A 20,597-nucleotide genomic window follows, 5' to 3' on the forward strand; every position below is an offset into this window, starting at 1 on the left:
AAGTGCGGTGCTCACAGGGAATCGGTTTCCAAATCTCGCCCTTAAGGAGTCAGTGGGAAAAGTGGCGGTGTCTCACCCAATGCTGACAGACAGGGTTTTCGGGTGGAAGGGACGGTACTTCAGCAAAGTGTCCACCGTGGCATCGTAATTGAATGCGAGTACGCAAGAAAGGGACGACGGCATCGGACACAGACCCGCCGCTGCCATCCCATCCCTTCCGACACCCAGATACCCCTCAGGTGAGGACGGCTATCACGAGCCGCGTCGACTCAATCATCCCCGTGCAACCAGACCGGACGGACGGCCAGGTCCCGCATCCCGTATCTTTAACTGGTGGTTACACGACGTGAAGCAGCTCAGATTCTCGATATTCCGCTGGAGATGGCACACCGCCACGGTATCCCCAGCAGGCTGACCGACGCCGAACTGTCGGAGCTGGTGGAAAATCCCCCAGCCTGGCTCGTCCAGTCCAGGGAAAACCGGACGGGCAAGCGGCCTGTCTGGGTCCAGCTGACCTGTGTGGTCTGTGGTTTCTCGGAAGCTGCCCGGCCGAAGAAATGGTGGCCGCCGTTCACCTATGTCTCCTGTGCCCACCACTCCCACGATGAAATCCCGCAGGCAATGCCGAGTCTCGTTCGCAGCGAGTACGAAGGAATTGGGAGCCGGTTTGTCGGCATCGTCGATGTAGAAGTGCCCGTCACCTAACCGGGATACGTTTCATCCTGCCCCGGGGGTTAGCCCGGTGGTGTGACGATGCCACTGGCGGTGTCGTTGCAAGGCTCGGCCGCTGCCTCGGCTGACAGCCCGTCGGGAGAAATTTCCAGCGGGGCAAGGACTTCGTCGAGGTCCATGGTGCCGTATTCACCGAGCCAGACCATCCAGCCGTCCCATGCATCGGGCACGACTACCTGATGCAGGCCAGGGGTCCCGGCCTGGGGACCATAGTCGGCAAGGGTCGCTCCACTGCCTGCCGGGCCAACACCGTTCACGCTGGTCACCGCCTCAGCGTCGGCGTCGTAATAGAGACCCCAGGTGTCCCCGCCGAGCGCACTCGGATAGAAGGGTTCCACCACGCTCGGCACTGCGGTGACGGCAACCCACGCGTCAGGAGCGGTGCCGCCGGCGTCGAGAATGGCGGCGCCAGCATCGGTGGCCAGGAGAGCACCGCTTCCACCAGTTCGGGCTGGGGCTCCGGATCGGGCAAGGTGATGGCGGGGACCGGCGACAGAGATAGCGGGGTTTCCCAGCCTCGGTAGGCGCAGGTGTGACGGTTGGACCCGCCCCTGGCGAACGGTTGCCGGACAGCCAGACGCCCGGCTGGAAGCCACGCCGACGGTGCCCGCGGGACTTGGTGGAGATGATCTGGGGCAGTGCCTACCCAGCTACGGTCACAAGTGGCACAGGCATGACCGACGCCTGAGTAGCTAAATCAGTCCCCGCCAGCGGTCCTGCCCGGGTAGGAGAGCCTCGACTCACGGTCCGGGGGAATGAAAGGCTGCCTTAGCCTAGTGAGGTTTTTCGGCTAACTTCGGTAGGCTCCGGATACCGCTATAAGCGGATCGATAATTGAGGAGGAACCAGCATGGCAGGAAATGTGGTTGTTGGGGTCGATGGCAGCGACACCGCGTATATGGCCGCTTCGCGCGCCGCGGTCCTTGCCGAGGGCCTGGGAGTGGAGCTTGTGGTGCTCAGCGCGCACATCAAGGGCAACACTGAGGTTGTCCGGATCGGAAATGACACCTGGATACTGGACGACGCCGAGCAAGCTCTGAAGTTGGCTGAGCGGGTGGCGGTGAAACTGCGCGAAGAGCACCCCTCGGTGAAGGTCCGTTCGGCCGCGGGCCGGGGCAAACCGCAGGATGTCCTCATCGAGGAGGCCGATCGCATCGGTGCCCAGTTGCTGGTTGTTGGCAACGTGGGTATGACCGGACTGTTGCGGGTTCTGGGAAGCGTCGCGTGGAGCGTCGTGCACAACGCTCCCTGCGACGTACTGGTGGTCAAGACTGCTTCCTAGGGTTCGCCGAAGAAGTGCGGTGGTGCGCTTCCAGGCTGCCCGGTGGCCTGCCACGAGGACAAGTGGCCAGGCCACTGGGAACGCCGACGCCGAGTGATAGGTTTGCGTCCAGTGGACGGCACCCATGGCGGCGCACCACGGACCTGTCCAGGCTGGAGAGGTCTGCTCTCCGAACGCCAAGCACCCGATCCACGCCCAAAATGACACACTTCGCAACGCGAACGCCGTTCTGAGCGGCTGCAGTCGTAACGTTTAAGCGCATCCGGATCTTGTTTTCCTCACTTCGCTTCAAAGGACTTTACGACCTTGTCACTCGAATCATTGCCCGTCCTGGACTACTCACGACTGAGCGCGGGTCAGGAAGAGGCCGCACAATTCAGGGACGATCTGCGCGACGCGATGCACGACGTCGGCTTCCTCTACCTGGGCGGTCATGGCATACCCCAGGACCTCACCGATCAGATGCTCGCCGTCTCCCGTCGCTTCTTCGATTTGTCCGAGGAGCAGAAGCTCGAGCTGGAAAACGTCAACAGTCCCCAGTTCCGCGGCTATACCAGGATGGGCGCCGAGCTCACCGACCGGGCCGTGGACTGGCGCGAGCAGATCGACATCGGTGTGGACCGCGACGCCGTCAAGCCGGGCCCGGGCGTGGCCGACTATTGGCGCCTGGAAGGTCCCAATCTGTGGCCAACTGACCTGCCCGAGATGCAGGAAATTGTTTCTGAGTGGACACAGCGCCTGAGTGCCATTTCCATGGATCTGCTGCGGGCGATAGCGGTGTCCCTGGGCGCACCGTCGAATAGCTTTGACGAAGCGTTTGGCGCCAGGGCCTTTCCGATGCTCAAAATTGTGCGCTATCCGCGGGAAACCGGAGACAAGCCCAAGCAGGGCGTCGGGTCACACCGCGACGGCGGCGTGCTGACACTCCTCCTCGTTGAACCCGGAAAGGGCGGACTCCAGGTCGAACACCAGGGCAAGTGGATCGACGTGCCTGAGGTTCCCGGGACCTTCGTCGTCAACATTGGCGAAATGCTTGAGCTTGCCACCAACGGATTCCTCAAGGCGACCCTGCACCGCGTGATCTCACCGGCAGACGGCGCCGAACGGATCTCCCTGCCCTTTTTCTACAACCCCGCGCTGGACGCCACCATGCCTGCGCTGAGAATGAGTCCGGAGTTTCACGCCAAAGCCGGCGGGCTCTCGGTGGATCCGACCAACAGCCCAATCCTGGAAACCTACGGGGACAACGCGCTCCGCTACCGGCTCCGAGCCCACCCCAATGTCGCCGCTATGCACCACGCCGATCTTCTAACGCAGAGCTCCCCGCGGACCAGCTGACGCACAGCGGATACAGATAGCCCGGGGGAGCCTTCCTCCGGGCTGTCGTGGGGGAGGCGGTGGCTGTCACGAGGGTACCTGGTCGGATCAGCCCTCCTGGAGTATTTTCGCCAGATCCACTAGATCGCGCGCTACGACGTCGGGCGGGGAGAAGTAGGACGGATAAGCGGCCGCGGACCGGTTGATCCACGCGGTCTGGACGCCGGCGGCGTTTGCTCCGTGGATATCCCATGGGTGTACCGCGACCAGCATCAGGTCCTCGGGCGCATGGCCGGTCTCCTGAGCGGCGTACTCGTAGGCCGGGCGGGCAGGCTTCCAGAGCTGTGCGTCCTGAACACTCAGCAGCCGCGAGAATCTGTCCCGGATGCCGCCCCGGGTCAGCAGGGATTCGGCAACGGCAGCGGCGCCGTTACTGAGCGTCACGAGTTGGGTGATTGCGCTGAGTGCCTCGACACCCGGCGCTACATCCGCGTGGAGGGGAAGGTTTCTGAACGCAGTCAACAGGTGATCGATGTGCTCCCGATAGTCGGCTGGCCCCAGATTCTGCATGAGAAGGCGGTGAAAGCTGTCCGAGGCGAGGTCCGCGAACAAGGGGTTGCTACCCGAAGCGGTCAGGGCAAAACCGTCGCGGAGCAACTCCGCGAACCACGGTCGGGGAAGATCGCTGGCCAATCCGGCGTCGATGAAGGTGGATTGCAGCGGCGCCAGATCTGACAGTGTCTCGTTAACGTCAAAGATCAGCGCAGAGGGGTTCGTGGACACGGGGATGGTCCTCCTTAGCTGCCGAGCGCCGCGAGCAGCGGACTCATGCGGTAGGGGATGGGTTGGCGCAGGAACATACTTGTTCGGGTGCGCAGAATTCCTGGGCAGAGGCGGATTTCTTCGGAGACCCGATACAGGTCGTCCGGGTCGCGGGCGACAACCCGGCAGAGAAGGTCTGTCTCACCTGCGGGAGCGAGGCATTCAATGATTTCCGGGATAGCCCGGAGGCCCTCCACCGCAACATCGATTCTGTGCTGATCGAGCTCCGCCGCGACGTGCGCTGAAATGTTCAGGCCAAGCGCCTCGGGTGCTATGCGGACGCTGTGATCCCTCAGCGCACCTTCGCGCTCGTATCGCTCCAACCGGGCCTGGACTGTGCCACGGGCCAGGCCGGTGCGGTGCGCGATGGCGAGCACAGTCATGCGTGAGTCGGCGTCCAATGCCTCGAGGACGGCCCGATCAATGGCGTCCCGGATGGGACGATGATCCCTGGTGGCAACCATGGGTGCTCCTTCATCTCTCGGTCAGGTTATTCGCAGTCAGGATGACCAGGTTTAGCGGTCCCCAGGCTTGAAGTGTAGTCAAATTGACCAGTGCATGCTTTGACTGTTGCACAATGGGACTGCCATGTCGCTCAATGGGAGACAGAACGGTCGGGAAGGGTGATCCTCTACCTCGGCTTCGGGAGCAACCAGTGGGTAACCCCTGACAGGTTGTAGGAACGACGCTCGCACAACGAGCGCCTTGTGGTCCGTGGCACCATCGACAGCAACGGACTCCTCTTTCCAGACTAGCTCCCCGCCGTCGGCAGCGAACCAGTGCCGGCAGGATTGGAAAGGAACTGTGTAAAGGCCAATTCGGCGGCTCCGATCATCATCAGATCGGAGCCCAGCTCAGTGCGGTGGATGGTTACCTCGCTCGCCGGTCCGCCCAACGCCTGCGACAGCAGGTGGTTGTTCAGAGTAGCCGGGGACAGGGCGTGAAGAACGCCGAGGAATTCGTCGAGGACGATGGCGTCCGGGTTGAGGGTGGTGACCGCATTACGGAGGGCTATGCCTAGATACCCCAACTGGCGTGCCACTTGGCTGTCGAGATCGTCGCTCCTGCTGGTGCGGACGAATGTGTGGCCGATTTCCCCCGCGTACCCCGAGGAGCCCCGCAGCAGCGTTCCGTCGGAGACGAGGCCGCCACCGATCCCGCTCGCACCGCCGTTGAGGTAGACAATATTCCGCTGGCCTGCGCCAGCTCCGAAGATGAGCTCGGCTTCCGCCGCCAGGGAAGCGTCTTTGGCCGCGTGGCATACGTAGCCGGACGCCTAGCTCACGGGTGGTGATCGGTTAGCGGTGAAGCCACACGATCACTGGGCGCGGTCACTTCAAAATCTTCTCCAAAATCATCCTCCCGCTGATGCTCCCGGCTCTGGCCACCACCACGATCTTCACGTTCATCTGAACCTGGAACGACTTCTTCAGCCAACTCATCCACCTCACCAACCCCGAAATGTATACCGTCGCAGCCGCTGACTGCTGGTCCTTCGCAGCGATAGCGACCGGTGAGATGCAACGCGGGACGGAAGCATCAGGACTAGGCTCGGGGACATGGACCACACCATCAGCCTCACCCAGCACGTCAACGCCTCCGCGGAGAAGGTGTGGACGGTCATTTCTGACATCCCCGGTTCAGCTTCGACTCTTTCGGGCGTTCAATCAGTCGAGATGCTGAGCGCGGGACCCTATGGGGAGGGAACCCGCTGGAAAGAGACCCGCACCATGATGGGCAGGACAGAGACGGTTGAGATGTGGGTGACCCAGTCCGACGCGCCCCACAGCACCACGGTGAGGGCGCTGCAGGACGGCGCCGACTACACCTCCCGCATGACGCTGGTCGAGCGCGACGGCGGCACCGACCTCACCATGACCTTCGGAGGGGAGCCGGCCAACCCCTCCCTCCTGACCAGAGTGGGATTGGCAATCTTCGGCAAACTCGGACTACGCATGACCCGCAACGCACTCGCGAAGGACCTCACGGAAATAGCGGCGAAGGCCGAATCGCTCTAACGACCGGTTCACCGGCCCGTGGGAGTCCGCAGTTTCGTCCTAGGCATGCGGGTGGTGGGCGAGCTCGCCGACCACCCAATCGATTTCTTCCTCGAGTAGCTCCAAACTGGTACCGACCGGCTGGTAGCCGAGACGTTCGGAGGCTGCGGTCTCCAGCACAAGGGGGTGAGGGGTGAACCAGGGGTGAGCACCCGGGTTGGGATCGGGTGATTCAGCCAGGAGATTGAGGCTCCCGCTCCATCCCAACCGGGCGGCGATCACCTGGACGATCTGCTCCGCTGTCGGCGTATCCGGGTCGGCGCTATTAAGGACCCGCGCTTCGGGCATGGCGGCGACAGCAGCGATGAGAACGGCTGTGTTCGTGGCCGCGGTCAGATGGTCCACTGTGGCACCTCGATGGGCAAGCGCGATCGTGTCGTCGCCGCGCAGCATGCGTTCGATGAAGAACCGGGTGCGTGGATTCCTGGCCCAGCGGCCATGGACCTTCGACGGACGGATCACGGTAAACGGTAGGCCGCTGTTCAATGCCACCTGCTCGGCGGCCACCTTGGACGGCGCGTATCCTTCACGCGTGAAGGGGTCGACGCCGTCGCCGGCTGGCGGCAGCGTCGGCGTCTGCTCGCTGATCGGCCCTGGGAAGCGTGGTGTGACGTCGCCGTTAAGGTGCCTGCCAACCGGGTCGACGTAGACGGCCCTGCCGGAAACTAGGACCGGGCAAGCGACGGACGACAGCGCGGGGAGCAGTGCCTCGACGTCGGTGCCCCGGTAGGCGAGCAGATCCACCAGAACCTCAGCCCCGGCGCCGACGAGCCGTTCAATGGCATGCACATCGCTCCGGGGAATCGAGTGGAAACGGACACCCACTGCCGCAAGCTCGCCTGGCATCGATGCATGATCACGCCCGGTAACGTCAACGTCCCAGCCCGCGGCAGCGAACCTTGCCGCCGTGGCTCCACCGATTGCACCGGTACCGCCAAGAATGATGGCCCGCACGCGCCCTCCCTTGTAGGATCATTGCCCGATTGGTCGCGGCGAACCGGATTGTGGGCAGCTCTGACACTACGCTCCGCCCCACCCTCAGAGGAAAAGTCTCGGCTGATAGCGTCGTGGCGAGTTCATTCGGTGAGGGCGGTGCTGGGCATGGCAGAGGAAAATTACTATGCGGTTCCTTCTCTGTCGGCCAGGTACGACGGCGATACCCCGATCCGTTCCGCCAGCGCAGGTATAGCCGACTGATGCATATCCTTCGTGTGCTTCAATGGCGGGATGGATATGTGGGGGGACGGCCTGGAGGCTCCAAAGCTTCATAGCGGGGACCGTGTGGCGGTCCTGTCCCCATCCTTTGCGGCCCCCGGTTTCGCTCCCGCCGTTCATGAGCAGGCAATGCGACGACTGACAGAGGCGACCGGTCTCATTCCGGTCGAGTACCCGACAACCCGCCAGCTTGGAGCCACGCCAGAAGCGCGAGCCGCAGACCTTAACGCGGCGTTCGCCGATCCGGCGATCCGTGCCATCCTTTCGACGATCGGGGGCGATGACCAGATCACCGTGATTCCCCACCTTCGAGCCGACTTGGCGCGGGCCGATCCGAAAATTTTCCTCGGATACAGCGACAACACCAACCTGCTCAATTGGTTGTGGGCACAAAGGATCGGTGGGTTCTACGGAGGTTCCACGCAGGTGCATCTTGGTTCCGGACCTGGTATCGATGACATTCATCTGGCCTCCCTCCGTGCTGCCTTGATGATCGGCGGTGAATTGACCATTGGTAACCCGGGAGAATCTGAGGATTTCGGACGCGACTGGCGTGATCCCAGTGCCCTCCTCCGCTATGGTGATCGCGAGCCAACCGAACCCTGGACCTGGGCTGGCCCGGCCCGGCAGGTGACGGGAAGGACTTGGGGTGGTTGCCTGGAAGTCATCGATCAGCTCGCGCTGGCCGGCCGGATACCGCGGCTGGAGCACCTGGCAGGTTCGATCCTGCTCCTGGAGACGAGCGAGCTGATTCCACCCACTGATTGGGTCAAACGGTGGGTTCGGGGGCTGGGGGAGAGGGGAATCCTTAGTGCGGTCCAGGGAGTACTCGTGGCCCGCCCCCCGACCAGCGACTTCGATAGCAGGCCCGACTCTGAACAACGTTCCCGTCTGCGAGCCGACCAGCGGGACACTGTCATCGGCGAGGTAAGCCAGTACAACCCGGAGGCGGTGATCTGCGTCGGGGTGCCCTTCGGCCATACCCGTCCTCAATGGATTCTGCCCTTCGGCGGAATGATCACTCTGGACGGATCACATCACACCATCACGGCGCACTATGGGTGACCGGCGAAAAGGCTCGGACCTAAAGACCGAGGCATCCGCTGGTGCAATGGTTACCGAAATCGGCCGGAGCGGTCATACTCGGCGAATGGTCCGAACCGTTGCAGTCCTGCACGATATCCACGGTGTGCTGCCGGTGACCGTCAATGTATTCCCTGAGCAAGTCCGTGTGACCGCAGTGCCTCGCGTACTCCATAATCCGGTGGATCACCGAGCGCAAACCAGTTGCACCAGTCGCTTGATCTGTTTGTCCACGCTGGTCATCCTTACCGACTCATCATCCGTGCGCCCAAAATATTCGGCGATCCACCCGGGGCCTAGGATTCGACGTCGGCCGCGTCGATTGCCTTGTCCGTGAGGATTGGCATCAGCCCGAGGAGCGCAACGGTTAATAGCCCCATGATGCCGAACATGACCTGCAGCCCCAACCAGTGGGCCAGCAACCCGCCGGTTGCCGCACCCAGGGGCATCGTGCCCCAGGCCAGCAGACGGTAGGCACTGTTAACCCTCCCCAGCAGGCGGTTGGGGGCGATGCGCTGGCGCAGTGACACGGTGATCACGTTCCAGAGCATGAGGAGCATTCCGCCCACAAAGAAGATGCCGCCGAGGACATAGGGGTTATCGGTGATGGCCGGCGCGCCAACGAACAGCGCGCCGCCAGCAATTGTGAGCGCCAATGACCTGGATCGACCCAGCGTGGACTCGGCCCACTCAGAGAGGAATGAGCCTGCGAACGCACCGAGAGCAGACGATGTCAGGAGCACGCCGAAGCCCACCTCGGACAGTCCCATCACCGAAGCTGGGCCCACGGCGAATAGGACAAAGACGGCGAAAGCAGCGCTGGAGGCAAAGTTGAATACCCCTGTCATCACTGCCAGGGTCCGCAGGATCTTTTGGTTCCAAAGGAAACGCAGGCCCTCCGCGATATCGAATCGGAGAGTCGTCTTTTGCTCGCGTTCAATGTGGAAACTGCCGGGCACCAGGAAAAGTGCCCCTACGGCGAGCAGCCACAGGGCTGCGGGCACCCCGAAACCCAGGGCGACGCCGGCTGCCACCAACAATCCCCCGAGCGGAGGCCCGACAAATTGATTTGCGGTGAGTTCGACGGCGTACAGCCGGCCATTCGCGCGGGAGAGCTGATCCCGCCGCACAATCTGCGGCATGAACGATTGGGCCGAGGTGTCGTAAAGAGTTTCGGTGACCCCGACCAGGAGGGCGATCACGTACAGCGCCCACAGGGTTCCGAGATCCAGCAGGATGATCGCTGTCAGTCCGGCGAGCAGTGCCGAGCGGGTGAGGTTCGCTGCCAGCATGAGTGTGCGGCGGTTGAACCGGTCAGCCAACGCACCTGCCGTCAGCGCAAAAAGTAGCCAGGGGAGTGAGGCGGCGACGGCGAGCCCGGCGATCAGCGTGGGGGATTGGGTGAACTGGATCGCGAGCAGAGGCAGGGCGATCTTGAAGACGCCGTCGGCCAGGTTGGACAGCCCTGTCGAGGTCCATAGCTTCCAATATGACGCACCCAGGGGAGCGCTATTTCGCTCCCGCACCCGTTCCATGTTTCTGGTCATATGTGAACAATCTCACGGCGATGTAGAAACTTCAAGGTGATTACAATTACGTACATCAGCCGGTATGCTGGACGCATGACTGATGGCACCCCGACGGGCAAGGGCGCGTTGAATCCCGCAGCGAGCGCGCGCGAAATCAAAGCGCTGGCTCACCCCCTGCGGCTGAGAATTCTGCGTCTATGCGGCCTTCATGAACTGACCAACAAACAGCTCGCTGACCGGTTGGGCCAGGACCCGGGCACCATGCTCTATCACGTTCGGCAGTTGCTCGCGACGGAATTCCTGGAGCCGGGTGAAGTCCGCACCGGGGAGAGCGGTGCGCTGGAAAAACCGTATCGATCGACCGGGCGATCCTGGCGCCTGGATACGGCATTGGACGACGCCGGCTCTAACGGTCCGCTGGCGCCAATCGACGCGCTACGTGAGGAACTGGCTGAATCCGGGCCGCATGCGCTGGCAAGCCTCTCCCGCTTTGTGCTGCATCTTTCGAAAGCCGATGCCGATGACCTCATTTCCCGGATTTACGATGTTCTGAGGGAATACACCGATACCGAGGCTTCGCGGACGGGTGAGCCCGCCTATGGCGGAATGTTTGTGCTTCACCGTTCACCGGACTAGACACCGTTCAGCGGGCCGGGCGTTCAACCGATGTGGACTGCGGAGGTCACCGATGATCAGCGTGGTGCAGCGCCCACCCGTCTTCGGTCTCGTGAAGGAACAGGCCCGCTGACCGAAATTCGCGGACGGTCTGAGCGACAGCGATCAGGCCAACAAGAAGAACGCACGCAATGAACCACCACACCCCACCAGAGGTGTGAAAAAGGTTCGACGAAACGCTGAACAGCACGACTGGCGCGATCAGCAATGAGGTTGCTGCGGTCTTCCGGAGTTGTACAGCGGCCGCCCGGCTGACATCCAGATGGGCCTGCTCGGTTGGGATCTTGCGCAGTATTTGCCGCCGCACCCACTTCTGCTCGTCGCTTTCAAGCGACATCAAGACATTCAGCCTTCCTACCTCGACCGCGGGACGGATGCGCTTTACGTGGTAAATCCAGCCGATTATCAGGGTTCCGGTGCCAGCCAAAACGAATCCGAGCTGCAGGTTCGCTGGATCATTCCAGGCAAGCCCGAAAGCCAGTGAGGCGGTGACCGCCCCTGCAAACGTGAGAAGGTTAAGGCTACCCTCCCGTCCTCAGGACCTTTCCGGTACCGAGCTGATCACCAAACTGCCGCGGAGGCTTCCCGTCGAAATCGGTCCGCTGACGACGCCGAGGCGTGATTGGTGGGAGCGGAAGTTTGGCAGGAAACGCTGAACGGGAAGCCCGCGTGAATTAGCCCCTTTTCTGCGCCAGTCTGGCGAGGAGATCCTCCTCAGCGTCCGCTCCGGGCTTGACACCGGTCGGGATTCTGAACAGGAAGAACATTCCAAGTACCCACCACAGCCCAAACAGAATCCACGGCGGCGGCGTAAGCGACGCGGGCATCCCCGGCAGGTACAGGCTGAGCAGTCCGACACAGAGGATGACTGCCGCGAAACCGATAATCACGCCACCGTTGCCTGCGCCACCAATGCGCAGGGGCCGGTCCATTGCCGGTTCCTTGCGGCGCAGGATGATGAACACGATTGCCACCAGTAGGTACGCGATCACAATGCTTGGAGCGCCCGAGTCCACCAGCCACACCAGCATTGCCTCACCGAAGAAGGGAGCGAGGAAGGACAGCCCGCCAATGAACAGCAGGGCGTTCGATGGGGTGCGGTATTTCGGGTGCAATTTGCCGAACCAGCGGGGAAGCATGCCGGAGCGGGCCATCGAGTACATCAGGCGGGACGCCCCAAGCAGCAGCGAGTTCCAGGACGTGAGAATGCCCGCGATGCCCCCGGCAATCAGGATCTTGGCCATTACATCGGTGCCAAACAGTGCGCCCATCGCATCTGCCGTTGCGATGTCGGCTTGGGCGATCTCGTTCGCGGGCATGGCCGACGAGGTGGTCAGCACGGTCATGACATACCAGATGGTTGCGAGAATCACGGCGATGACCACCAGGCGGCCAATCTGCCGTGCCGGGATATTCACTTCTTCGGCTGACTGCGGGATAACGTCAAATCCGACGAAGAGGAACGGCACCACCACCAGGACGGCGAAGTACCCACCCATGCCACCGGTGAAGAAGGGTTCCATGTTCTCGGTGGAACCACCCGTGAACGAACCAAAGATCAGCATCAGGCCGATGACCATAAGCAGTAACACCACGAAGGTCTGTGCCACGCCGGCAAGTTTCACGCCCCGGATATTGACGCCGGTAATGACGACCGCGGCTACGGCGCCGACCAGAGCCCAGGTCAGGTGGACCTGGCTCCCCGCGATCTCCCAGAGCGGCACCTGATTCAGGTTGGGAAAGAGATACAGCGCGGTGCGGGGGAGAGCGACCGCTTCAAACGCGACAATCGTGACGTAGCCGCCAGTGATTGCCCACGATCCGATGAAGGACCAACGCGGTCCCATTCCCCGGAGCAGAAAATTGTGTTCGCCACCCGCCTTCGGCATCGCCGCCGTGAGCTCGGCATAGGTCAGGCCGACCACACCCATGATGACGCCGCCGGTGATCATGGCCAGGGTGGCCCCCATGGTGCCCGCCTCAGCAATCCAGCCGCCGGTCAGGACTACCCAGCCGAACCCGATCATGGCACCGAAGCCCAGTGCAAGGGCGTCCCAGTTACCCAGAACCTTCAGGAGGGAGGTATCCGTCGGTGTTGATGATTCAGTACCCATGGGAGCCTCTTCTTGGTGCTTGATGGATGGCGATTACGATCAGAGTAGTACCGGACGGCGCTTCCAGCGCCAACGAAGCCTCACATTTCTTGGCATCAGCTGGTGAGTTGCAGGATGAGGCCTTCCTCGATCTATTCCTTGGTGCCCTCGCTGGTCTCACTCCGGGGTGGGAGACTGTTCGCATGAGCCTTGGCCTAGCCCCTGAGCATGGCCCTCGCCCTGGCCTGGCTGATCGCCATGACTAGTGGTGACGAAACCCGGGTCCTATCCCGCACAACGTGCGCGATTGTTGGCGGCGGACCAGCCGGGCTGGTGCTGGGTCTGCTCCTTGCCCGCGCGGGCATCCAGGTGACAGTCCTCGAAAAACACGCGGACTTCCTCCGTGACTTCCGCGGGGACACAGTCCATCCGAGTACCCTCGGCCTCCTCGACGAACTCGGCTTGTTCGAGCGGTTTGCTACGCTGCAGCAGTCCCACCTGACTCGGGTGTCAGTGCCGGGTGCCGATGGTGGGCAGGTAGTGCTCGCCGACTTCAGCCGCCTTCCCCTCCGGCATCCCTATATCGCCATGGTCCCGCAATGGGACCTGCTCAACCTCCTTGCTGACGCAGCGGCTAGTGAGCCGAGCTTTACCCTGCTCATGGAACACCCGGTGACGGGAGTGATTCGCGACGGCGACCGGGTGGTTGGCGTGGATTATGACTCCACGGTCGGCCCGGGACGGCTGTCCGCAGATCTGACGATCGCGTGTGACGGACGCTGGTCAGTGGTGCGTCAAAGTGCTGACCTCCCTGCGCGGGAATTCCCCGTCGGCTTCGACGTCTGGTGGTATCGCGTCCCCAGCGACAGCAAGGGAGATGACGCCCTCCTGCCCCGGATCGGAGTGCGCCGCGCCGCGGTCGTGATACCCAGGGAGGGGTACCGACAAGTCGCTGAGCTACGTCTCAAGGGCGCTGACCCGGGAATCCGGGACCGGGGAATCGATGTGTTCCGCAAAGAGTCAGCCGAACTTCTTCCGGATCTGGCAGTTGGCCTCGCCGGTCTGTCCTCGATGGACGACGTGAAACACCTCGACGTACGCGTCGATCGGCTACAGCCCTGGTATGCCCCGGGCGTGCTCTGTATCGGAGACGCCGCGCACGCCATGTCCCCGGTGGGTGGCGTCGGCATCAACCTCGCCGTTCAGGATGCGGTGGCTGCAGCGCGACTGCTGGCCCGGCCGCTCCGGGAAGGCAGGCTCGCCCATGCGAACAGCACCCGGTACCTCGCCCGTGTCCAGCGCCGACGGATGATTCCCACCGCGTTGTTACAGCGCCTGCAGCGGGTGATTCACGCGGCGGTCATCATGCGCGTCCTTCATGGAAAAGTCACCACGCCGCCGCCACTGCTCGGCTGGGTGCTGGAGCGCGTCCCAGCCCTTACCGCGATTCCCGCCTTCCTGATCGGAGTCGGGCCCCGCCCCGAGAGGGCTCCGGGTTGGGCGCGGCGGTCGTCCTAGCCGGATCCAGGCGACCATCAGCCCCACCAATTCGGTCTTCCGGGTCCTCTTCGCGGCCTTGCCCAGCGGATTGTCTTCCGGTCCGCGCCCGGTGAGTAAACTTTCGTGCCACAGGACGTACCTCCTTCGCCGAAATGTCGGAAGGTGGTGGCATACTTCCGGTAGTGCGGCGGTACCCTCCGCCACCGTTCACCATGGGGGAAACATGGATCACAGTCTGACTTCCGCTACGCCTGGCCACACTGAACAGCCCGGCGGCGATGACGACAGACCGCCGCAAGACCAGGACGGGCAGATTGTCAGGGTCCCGGACGTTCCTCCCTATGCGCCAGAGTTTCAGCGACACTACTGGCCCTGAACCGGCGCCGTACCCGGACCGCCTACGTCGGGCGCCCCTTTGACCGACGGTGGACTGCGATCGATCCGATGACAATGAGCGCGTTTGCCGCGACGAAGACCCACCCTCGACTCCAGATCTGCTGCACCAGAATCCAGTAGAGCGTGAGAAAGAGGAGAGTGATTCCAGCTGCCAGGAAGCCCCAGCCAATCAGGGCAACCCACCCCGGCGCGGGCTCCCTTAGGTCTCCCATCTGCGTGCTCCTGGTCGCGATGCGTGAGCCATGCGACCAGAGTAGCCACGCTCAACCTACTCGGCAAACAGTCCAGAACCGGGTCGCTTTTCCTGTGCCGGGTCTTTTTGCCAGTGCCAGTGCCAGTGCTAGTGCCAGTTCCAGTGCCGGTGCCAGTGCCAGTGCCAGTTCCAGTGCTGAAGTCTGCAGCCAGGAGAGGCTTTTGGTAGCTTCCTCCCTCGGGTGCTCAGGGGTGACTGGAAGTCCCGCAGAATGCAGGCTGAGTAGCCGCTACCTGGTCTGGAGGGAGTGAATGAATTCGTCCGCCTGGCGGAGATTCCGGGCGAGCTTCTCCCTTTTGGCCTCCGCTTCGCTGATGTAACGGACGAGGAGGTCCTGATCGTCCGGGTGGGCGTCGGCGCCGTCGAGGCGGCCGATGGCATCGAGTAGCTCGGCCATTTGCTCGAGGGTGAACCCGAGGGGCTTCATCGACCGGATGACCAGGAGCCGCGCGAGGTCAGCCTCCGTGTAGAGGCGGAAACCGCCGTCGGTCCGGGTGGTTGCGGGAAGCAGGCCGACGTCGTCGTAATGGCGAATGGTCCGCAGCGAGAGGCCGGTCTCTTCGGCCAGTTCCCCGATATGCATGGTCCGGGCGGCTGTTGCCCCCGGGCGATTGGGCGTTGTCAAAGCCATTCGTTCCTGTCCCGATTGAAACCCTACCCTCACGTTAGGGTAGGGTTTCGATTGTACCGGGTGTTGCAGCTGGCTTGTTGTCCGCCACCCCCGGGTTCCCTTGCAGCTACGCTATCCGCGCAGTGCTGCGCCCCCGATTTTCGACTCCAGGCCCAGCGCGGGCCCTGACCCAGTGAACGGAGCCAGTATGGCTATGAAGACGGCCCCGGCTGAACCGGTCCTGACGCCGGAGCAGCGTCAATCAGTTCGTGCGACCTTGCGATCCCCCCGGCGCCTGAAAACTGAGGTGCTGGCGGGACTGGTTGTAGCGCTGGCCCTGATCCCCGAAGCGATCGCTTTCTCAATCATCGCCGGAGTTGATCCCCGGCTGGGGCTTTTCGCTTCCTTCACCATGGCCGTGTCGATTGCGTTCCTCGGCGGCCGGCCAGCAATGATCAGTGCGGCGACCGGAGCCATCGCCCTGGTGATCGCACCCCTGGTGGCTAGCCACGGCGTGGACTACTTCATAGCGGCGGTGATACTTGCCGGCATCTTCCAGATTGTGCTTGGCCTGTCGGGGGTGGCGAAGCTGATGCGCTTCATTCCCCGCTCGGTAATGGTCGGGTTCGTCAACGCCCTCGCGATCCTTATCTTCATGTCTCAGGTCCCGGAGCTCATCGGTGTCCCGTGGCTCGTGTACCCGCTGGTGATTCTGGGCCTCGTCATTGTCTTCGGACTGCCCAGGCTGACCAGGGCCGTGCCGGCACCGCTGGTAGCGATCGTCGCGTTGACCCTCATCACCGTTTTCGCCGCCGTCGCGGTACCTACCGTCGGCGACAAGGGCGAGCTGCCCGACAGTTTCCCATCCCTGTTCGTGCCCAACGTTCCGCTGACAGTTGAGACCCTGCAGATCATCGCCCCTTTCGCGCTGGCGATGGCGTTCGTCGGTCTGCTGGAGTCGCTGATGACAGCCAAGCTGGTGGATGACGTGACCGACACCCGGTCGAATAAGTCCCGTGAGTCATGGGGGCAGGGAGCCGCCAACATCATCACCGGGTTCTTCGGGGGGATGGGCGGGTGCGCGATGATCGGGCAGACCATGATCAACGTCAAAGCGTCCGGTGCCCGGACCCGGATCTCCACCTTCCTGGCCGGAGTCTTCCTGTTGATCCTCGTGGTGGTGCTGGGTGACATTGTCGCCCTGATCCCCATGGCGGCGCTGGTAGCGGTGATGATTTTCGTGTCAGTGGCCACGTTCGACTGGCACAGTATCCGACCCTCCACCCTGCGGATCATGCCCAAGAGCGAAACCATCGTCATGGTTTCCACCGTGGTGGTGGTCGTTGCCACCCACAACCTGGCCATCGGCGTCGGGGTGGGCGTGCTGGTCGCAATGGTGCTGTTCGCCCGCCGGGTGGCGCACTTCGTCACCGTCGAACGTCAGGTGACCGGGCCCGACGGCGACCAGGTCGCCACCTACCGGGTCACCGGCGAGCTGTTCTTCGCCTCCTCCAATGACCTCTACACCCAGTTCGACTACGCCTTGGACCCGGCCAAGGTGATCATCGACATGAGCGGCTCCCACCTGTGGGATGCGTCGACGATTGCGTCGCTGGATGCGATCACCGAGAAATACCACCGGCACGGGACCCAGGTTGAGGTGACCGGTCTCAACGATGCGAGCGTCCTCATGAGGGACCGCCTCGGTGGCAAGCTGGGGGCGGGTCACTGACCCGACGGTCACTATTGCGGGTTACTGGCCCGACGGTCAGGTAGGCCGATGGTCAACGAGAAAGAGCCAGCCCTCAGCGCGGTAACGCGCGGGGGGCTGGCTCTTTCTCGTTCTTTCAGTTCTGCTGGTGTCAGCGTGGTCCCTGGGCGTCGGCTCCCGGCACGGCGTCATCGGGGTCCGGCGCGGTGATTGTTTCGTCCGCGGGGTTTCCCGGTTCCTGGTAGACATCGGGGATCCCGTCGCCGTCGTCGTCGACGCTCTCCTCAGCTTCGATCGTGCGGTAGTGCTTGTTGCGGGCCTTGAGGATCACTGAGGCAATGAGCGCGGCCAGGATGGACGCCATCAGGATTCCCACCTTGGCGTGATCATTGGTGGTTCCATCGGGCGTGAAACTGAGGTCGGCAATCAGGAGGGAGACGGTGAAACCAATGCCGGCCAGCAGCGCCACCCCAACCAGGTCCACCCAGCGCAGCGCGGGGTCCAGGTTCACCTTGGTGAGCTTCGTGAGGAGCCAGGTGGTGCCCACAATGCCGATCGGCTTGCCCAGCACCAGGCCGAGGATGATGCCCAGTGCAACGGGGTCGGTGACCGCCGAAACGAAGCCGCTCCAGCCGCCGACGGTCACGCCGGCTGAGAAGAAGGCGAAAACCGGGACAGCGAACCCAGCCGACAGCGGGCGGATGCGGTGTTCGAAGAGCTCAGCGAGTCCCGGCCCGGCATCCGGTCCGGCGACGGCCTTGCGGTGCAGAACGGGAACAGCGAATCCGAGGAGGACGCCCGCCACGGTCGCGTGGATCCCACCAGCGTGGACCAGCGCCCACACCACAAACCCGATTGGCAGCAGGATGAACCAGGCGGCAGCAGGTTTCAGATGGAAGAACTGGCGGTATTTCTGCGCCAGGATCGTGTACAGGGCCAGCGGGATCAGGGCCAGGAGCAGGGGAGTGACCTGGATGTCGTCGGAGTAGAAGATCGCAATGATGGAGATGGCAATCAGGTCGTCGACCACTGCGAGCGTGAGGAGGAAGATCCGCAGCGCGCTCGGCAAATGTGAACCGACGATGGCGAGGACCGCGACGGCGAAAGCGATGTCGGTCGCCGTGGGAATGGCCCAGCCACGCAAAGTATCGGGGCTGAAGATGTTGATGCCCACGTACACCAGGGCGGGGACTACGACGCCGCCTATCGCAGCCGCGACAGGGACGATCGCTTTGGCGGGATTGCGCAGGTCGCCCGCAACGAACTCGCGTTTGAGTTCGAGGCCCACCAGGAAGAAGAAGATCGCGAGTAGGCCGTCAGCGGCCCACGCGCCCAGGCTCAGTTCCAGGTGCCACGGCTCGTACCCGAAGGTGAAGTCCCGCAAGGCGAAGTAGCTGTCGGACGCGGGGGAGTTGGCCCAGATGATTGCGGCAGCCGCGGTGATCACCAGCAGGATGCCGCCAACGGTCTCCTTGCGGAGAATCTCACCGACTCGCAGCGATTCGGAATAGGTACCGCGGCCGAGTACGCCTGATTTCGGCTTGGGCTCGGTTGATCGTTCTGCCATGAAGAAGTCTCCTGGATTGGGGTCGCCAAATTTACTGCCGACCAGTCTTCCCGGCTCACCTTTTTTCCAGTCTACCGGCCCGACGAGGGTTCGGGTTCAGCCGGACTGCCCGGCGGCGCGGCCCCGTGGCTCAGGAAATCGTCGGTGTCCTGATCCAGCCGGAACGGCGGGTACTCGTCGCGCATCAGTGCCCCGTACACCAACACCCTGGTGGTCCACCGGTTCAGCCCCAGGATGAAGGCGAAGAGAGGGCGCGGGTAGCTTCCCGTGAACAGCAGCGTCACGACCGCGATCAGTACCAGCAGCCCCAGCAGCGACAGCCCCCCGGTGCCGTCATACTCGCCCCGCTGCACCTGCCATCCCCAGGTGGCGGACCCGGTGATTGCCGCCACGAAGAGCAGATGGGGGATGAGGAGGAGCCAGGACTTGATCAGCACGAGGCCGCGGGAGAGCCGTTCCGGGTACTCGACGACGACGTCGGCAGGGTAGTCGGCGCGCGCCAGGGTGAAGGGCGGATACCGGTCAGTGCCGGCGGCAGCGTAGGCATAGAACGCCACCCGCCAATTCCAGCGGATGACGCCCACGTTGAAGTTGAAGAGTGAGCGCGGGTAGCGGCCGGTGAAGAGGATGGCGAACCAGGCGACGATGGTGGTCACCGCGAAGGCGAACCACAGGAAGAACAGAACAAAATAGTGGGGTATCGCCAGGAACCATTTCACCAGCCACAGCCATCGGGAGAGCCCCGGGTCCAGGCGGCCGATGAGTTGGGCGGGGTAGGGCGGCGGCGTCAGGGCGGAAGTTGCCAACCCGGTGGCCGACGGGGCGGGAATCGATTCACTGCCCCGATCGGAGGACGCCTCGGCAGGCGGAACGGGTGCCGTCGACGTGGGCTGGCCTGGTTCGTGGGCGGCACGCCCCAAACCGACGGCGCCGAGAACCACGAGCGGGACACCGATCGCGAGTGTCACGAGCCCGATGAGCAGGATGGCGGTGCCAGCCGGTTGGATCAGCTCGGAGCGGAAGCCTGCCTGCAGGTCGGCGGAGATTCCGGGGGAGGCATCGGCGTTCATCACCACCACTGTCCAGTCACCCGCGGCGATGTTCCAGGTGATTTCCTGCTCGCCGGGTCCCGAGGCTGCGGCAGCCCAGAACTCCTGGGAATCCGGTGTGCCGGGAGTGGATGACCCCGAAATGTTGCGGTACACGGGTCGGAATGGGTTGAAATCCACGTCGCGCAATACGGTCCGGTCCACCCCCTCCAGGTAGTCGTCCACTGCGTCCTGCGGGGCCAGACCGATGAAGATCTCGTCCGATGGATCCGATGCGGTGACGCGGATCCTGAGGGTGCCGACATCAAACGGGAGCCGCTCTGCGGTTCCCTCACCGAAGGCTTCCAGACGCGGCGACACGAGGGCATGGGAGGCGACGGCGTAACGCTCCGTGGGGGAAGTGAAGTAGCCGTCATCGCGCTGATCGGACGCCAGGACTGCCACGGCCAGGCCGCCCGCGGCCAGTGATACGCCAATGAGCGACAGGACGATCCCGATGATGAGCATTGCAATGGAGCCGGCCCTGTTCATGGAAAACGTCCCTCCTGTCGGGCGGCGGCACCACCCCCGCTGTCCTGCCAAGGATGCTGTGGCCAGACTGGTGCTGGTAGGGCCAAAAGTCACCTTCTGGCCGCACAGCGCCAGCTTCGGGGTGTGCCCTTCAGATTGGGGTCGAAAGGCACTTCCGGGCTGCAACACTGGTCGG

At 63.2% G+C, this 20,597-nt stretch carries 21 protein-coding genes and 2 pseudogenes; 9 read left to right on the forward strand and 14 right to left on the reverse strand.

The features are described from left to right. The first annotated feature begins 333 nt into the window (after positions 1 to 333). Complete coding sequence (locus IWX64_RS09095) at positions 334 to 705, forward strand: hypothetical protein (protein ID WP_196866818.1); 372 nt, start codon at positions 334 to 336, stop codon at positions 703 to 705. A 29-nt stretch (positions 706 to 734) separates the two neighbouring features. On the opposite strand, the gene IWX64_RS09100 is transcribed toward IWX64_RS09095, so the two are convergent. Further along, complete coding sequence (locus tag IWX64_RS09100) at positions 735 to 1,328, reverse strand: gamma-glutamyltransferase (RefSeq protein WP_196866819.1); 594 nt, start codon at positions 1,326 to 1,328, stop codon at positions 735 to 737. Between the two features lie 254 nt (positions 1,329 to 1,582). Here IWX64_RS09100 and IWX64_RS09105 point away from each other — a divergent pair, with 254 nt between their 5' ends. Further along, the gene (locus IWX64_RS09105; protein WP_196866820.1) at positions 1,583 to 2,014 is read left to right on the forward strand and encodes a universal stress protein; all 432 of its coding nucleotides are present in this window, start codon (positions 1,583 to 1,585) and stop codon (positions 2,012 to 2,014) included. Positions 2,015 to 2,320: 306 nt separating this feature from the next. After that, positions 2,321 to 3,352, forward strand: coding sequence for an isopenicillin N synthase family dioxygenase (locus tag IWX64_RS09110; protein ID WP_196866821.1), 1,032 nt, complete (start codon positions 2,321 to 2,323; stop codon positions 3,350 to 3,352). A gap of 87 nt (positions 3,353 to 3,439) precedes the next feature. Here IWX64_RS09110 and IWX64_RS09115 read toward each other — a convergent pair whose 3' ends face one another. The 4 genes and pseudogenes from IWX64_RS09115 to IWX64_RS17010 form a co-directional block, all read right to left on the reverse strand. Beyond that, on the reverse strand, positions 3,440 to 4,114 hold the full coding sequence (locus IWX64_RS09115; protein WP_312883998.1) for a haloacid dehalogenase type II: 675 nt from the start codon (positions 4,112 to 4,114) through the stop codon (positions 3,440 to 3,442). Positions 4,115 to 4,128: 14 nt separating this feature from the next. Continuing rightward, positions 4,129 to 4,617, reverse strand: a complete 489-nt coding sequence (locus IWX64_RS09120) for an Lrp/AsnC family transcriptional regulator (protein ID WP_196866822.1) — start codon at positions 4,615 to 4,617, stop codon at positions 4,129 to 4,131. A 287-nt stretch (positions 4,618 to 4,904) separates the two neighbouring features. Then, positions 4,905 to 5,195, reverse strand: a complete 291-nt coding sequence (locus IWX64_RS17005; protein WP_312883997.1) for a hypothetical protein — start codon at positions 5,193 to 5,195, stop codon at positions 4,905 to 4,907. Between the two features lie 42 nt (positions 5,196 to 5,237). Beyond that, positions 5,238 to 5,402: pseudogene (locus IWX64_RS17010) on the reverse strand (ROK family protein); the annotation flags it as partial. Positions 5,403 to 5,470: 68 nt separating this feature from the next. Here IWX64_RS17010 and IWX64_RS17015 point away from each other — a divergent pair. Both IWX64_RS17015 and IWX64_RS09135 read left to right on the forward strand, forming a co-directional pair. Further along, positions 5,471 to 5,635 (forward strand): annotated as a pseudogene (locus tag IWX64_RS17015) (ABC transporter permease subunit); the annotation flags it as partial. 77 nt (positions 5,636 to 5,712) lie between these two features. Beyond that, on the forward strand, positions 5,713 to 6,171 hold the full coding sequence (locus tag IWX64_RS09135; RefSeq protein WP_196866824.1) for an SRPBCC family protein: 459 nt from the start codon (positions 5,713 to 5,715) through the stop codon (positions 6,169 to 6,171). A gap of 39 nt (positions 6,172 to 6,210) precedes the next feature. Here IWX64_RS09135 and IWX64_RS09140 read toward each other — a convergent pair whose 3' ends face one another. Then, complete coding sequence (locus tag IWX64_RS09140; protein ID WP_196866825.1) at positions 6,211 to 7,164, reverse strand: nucleoside-diphosphate sugar epimerase; 954 nt, start codon at positions 7,162 to 7,164, stop codon at positions 6,211 to 6,213. Positions 7,165 to 7,443: 279 nt separating this feature from the next. Between IWX64_RS09140 and IWX64_RS09145 the strand changes: the two genes are divergently transcribed. Beyond that, positions 7,444 to 8,490, forward strand: a complete 1,047-nt coding sequence (locus tag IWX64_RS09145; protein WP_196866913.1) for a S66 family peptidase — start codon at positions 7,444 to 7,446, stop codon at positions 8,488 to 8,490. 19 nt (positions 8,491 to 8,509) lie between these two features. Here the strand turns inward: IWX64_RS09145 and IWX64_RS09150 are convergent, their stop codons facing one another. Both IWX64_RS09150 and IWX64_RS09155 read right to left on the reverse strand, forming a co-directional pair. After that, the gene (locus IWX64_RS09150) at positions 8,510 to 8,707 is read right to left on the reverse strand and encodes a mycothiol transferase (RefSeq protein ID WP_196866826.1); all 198 of its coding nucleotides are present in this window, start codon (positions 8,705 to 8,707) and stop codon (positions 8,510 to 8,512) included. A gap of 97 nt (positions 8,708 to 8,804) precedes the next feature. Further along, positions 8,805 to 10,055 carry an MFS transporter gene (locus IWX64_RS09155; RefSeq protein ID WP_245345644.1) on the reverse strand — a complete coding sequence of 417 codons (1,251 nt, stop codon included), beginning with the start codon at positions 10,053 to 10,055 and terminating at the stop codon, positions 8,805 to 8,807. 75 nt (positions 10,056 to 10,130) lie between these two features. Between IWX64_RS09155 and IWX64_RS09160 the strand changes: the two genes are divergently transcribed. Beyond that, entirely contained in the window at positions 10,131 to 10,673 is a 543-nt protein-coding gene (locus tag IWX64_RS09160) for an ArsR/SmtB family transcription factor (protein WP_196866827.1), read from the forward strand. 46 nt (positions 10,674 to 10,719) lie between these two features. Here IWX64_RS09160 and IWX64_RS09165 read toward each other — a convergent pair whose 3' ends face one another. Together IWX64_RS09165 and IWX64_RS09170 are read right to left on the reverse strand one after the other, a co-directional pair. After that, on the reverse strand, positions 10,720 to 11,139 hold the full coding sequence (locus tag IWX64_RS09165) for a hypothetical protein (RefSeq protein WP_196866828.1): 420 nt from the start codon (positions 11,137 to 11,139) through the stop codon (positions 10,720 to 10,722). A 247-nt stretch (positions 11,140 to 11,386) separates the two neighbouring features. Further along, positions 11,387 to 12,826, reverse strand: a complete 1,440-nt coding sequence (locus IWX64_RS09170; RefSeq protein ID WP_196866829.1) for an APC family permease — start codon at positions 12,824 to 12,826, stop codon at positions 11,387 to 11,389. Positions 12,827 to 13,033: 207 nt separating this feature from the next. On the opposite strand from IWX64_RS09170, the gene IWX64_RS09175 reads away from it, so the two are divergent. Beyond that, positions 13,034 to 14,323 (forward strand): FAD-dependent oxidoreductase, encoded by a 1,290-nt coding sequence (locus tag IWX64_RS09175; protein WP_334683222.1) that lies wholly within the window; start codon positions 13,034 to 13,036, stop codon positions 14,321 to 14,323. A gap of 380 nt (positions 14,324 to 14,703) precedes the next feature. Here the strand turns inward: IWX64_RS09175 and IWX64_RS09180 are convergent, their stop codons facing one another. Next, the gene (locus IWX64_RS09180; RefSeq protein WP_196866830.1) at positions 14,704 to 14,913 is read right to left on the reverse strand and encodes a hypothetical protein; all 210 of its coding nucleotides are present in this window, start codon (positions 14,911 to 14,913) and stop codon (positions 14,704 to 14,706) included. A gap of 270 nt (positions 14,914 to 15,183) precedes the next feature. After that, the gene (locus tag IWX64_RS09185; protein ID WP_196866916.1) at positions 15,184 to 15,537 is read right to left on the reverse strand and encodes a MerR family transcriptional regulator; all 354 of its coding nucleotides are present in this window, start codon (positions 15,535 to 15,537) and stop codon (positions 15,184 to 15,186) included. Positions 15,538 to 15,772: 235 nt separating this feature from the next. On the opposite strand from IWX64_RS09185, the gene IWX64_RS09190 reads away from it, so the two are divergent. Continuing rightward, positions 15,773 to 17,296 carry a SulP family inorganic anion transporter gene (locus IWX64_RS09190; protein ID WP_196866831.1) on the forward strand — a complete coding sequence of 508 codons (1,524 nt, stop codon included), beginning with the start codon at positions 15,773 to 15,775 and terminating at the stop codon, positions 17,294 to 17,296. Positions 17,297 to 17,426: 130 nt separating this feature from the next. Here IWX64_RS09190 and nhaA read toward each other — a convergent pair whose 3' ends face one another. After that, positions 17,427 to 18,842 (reverse strand): Na+/H+ antiporter NhaA, encoded by a 1,416-nt coding sequence (nhaA, locus tag IWX64_RS09195; protein ID WP_196866832.1) that lies wholly within the window; start codon positions 18,840 to 18,842, stop codon positions 17,427 to 17,429. 71 nt (positions 18,843 to 18,913) lie between these two features. Beyond that, the gene (locus IWX64_RS09200; RefSeq protein WP_196866833.1) at positions 18,914 to 20,422 is read right to left on the reverse strand and encodes a DUF4389 domain-containing protein; all 1,509 of its coding nucleotides are present in this window, start codon (positions 20,420 to 20,422) and stop codon (positions 18,914 to 18,916) included. Positions 20,423 to 20,597 lie beyond the last annotated feature (175 nt).

It is taken from the genome of Arthrobacter sp. CAN_A212 (assembly GCF_015752345.1).
Classification (GTDB): Bacteria; Actinomycetota; Actinomycetes; order Actinomycetales; family Micrococcaceae; genus Arthrobacter_D.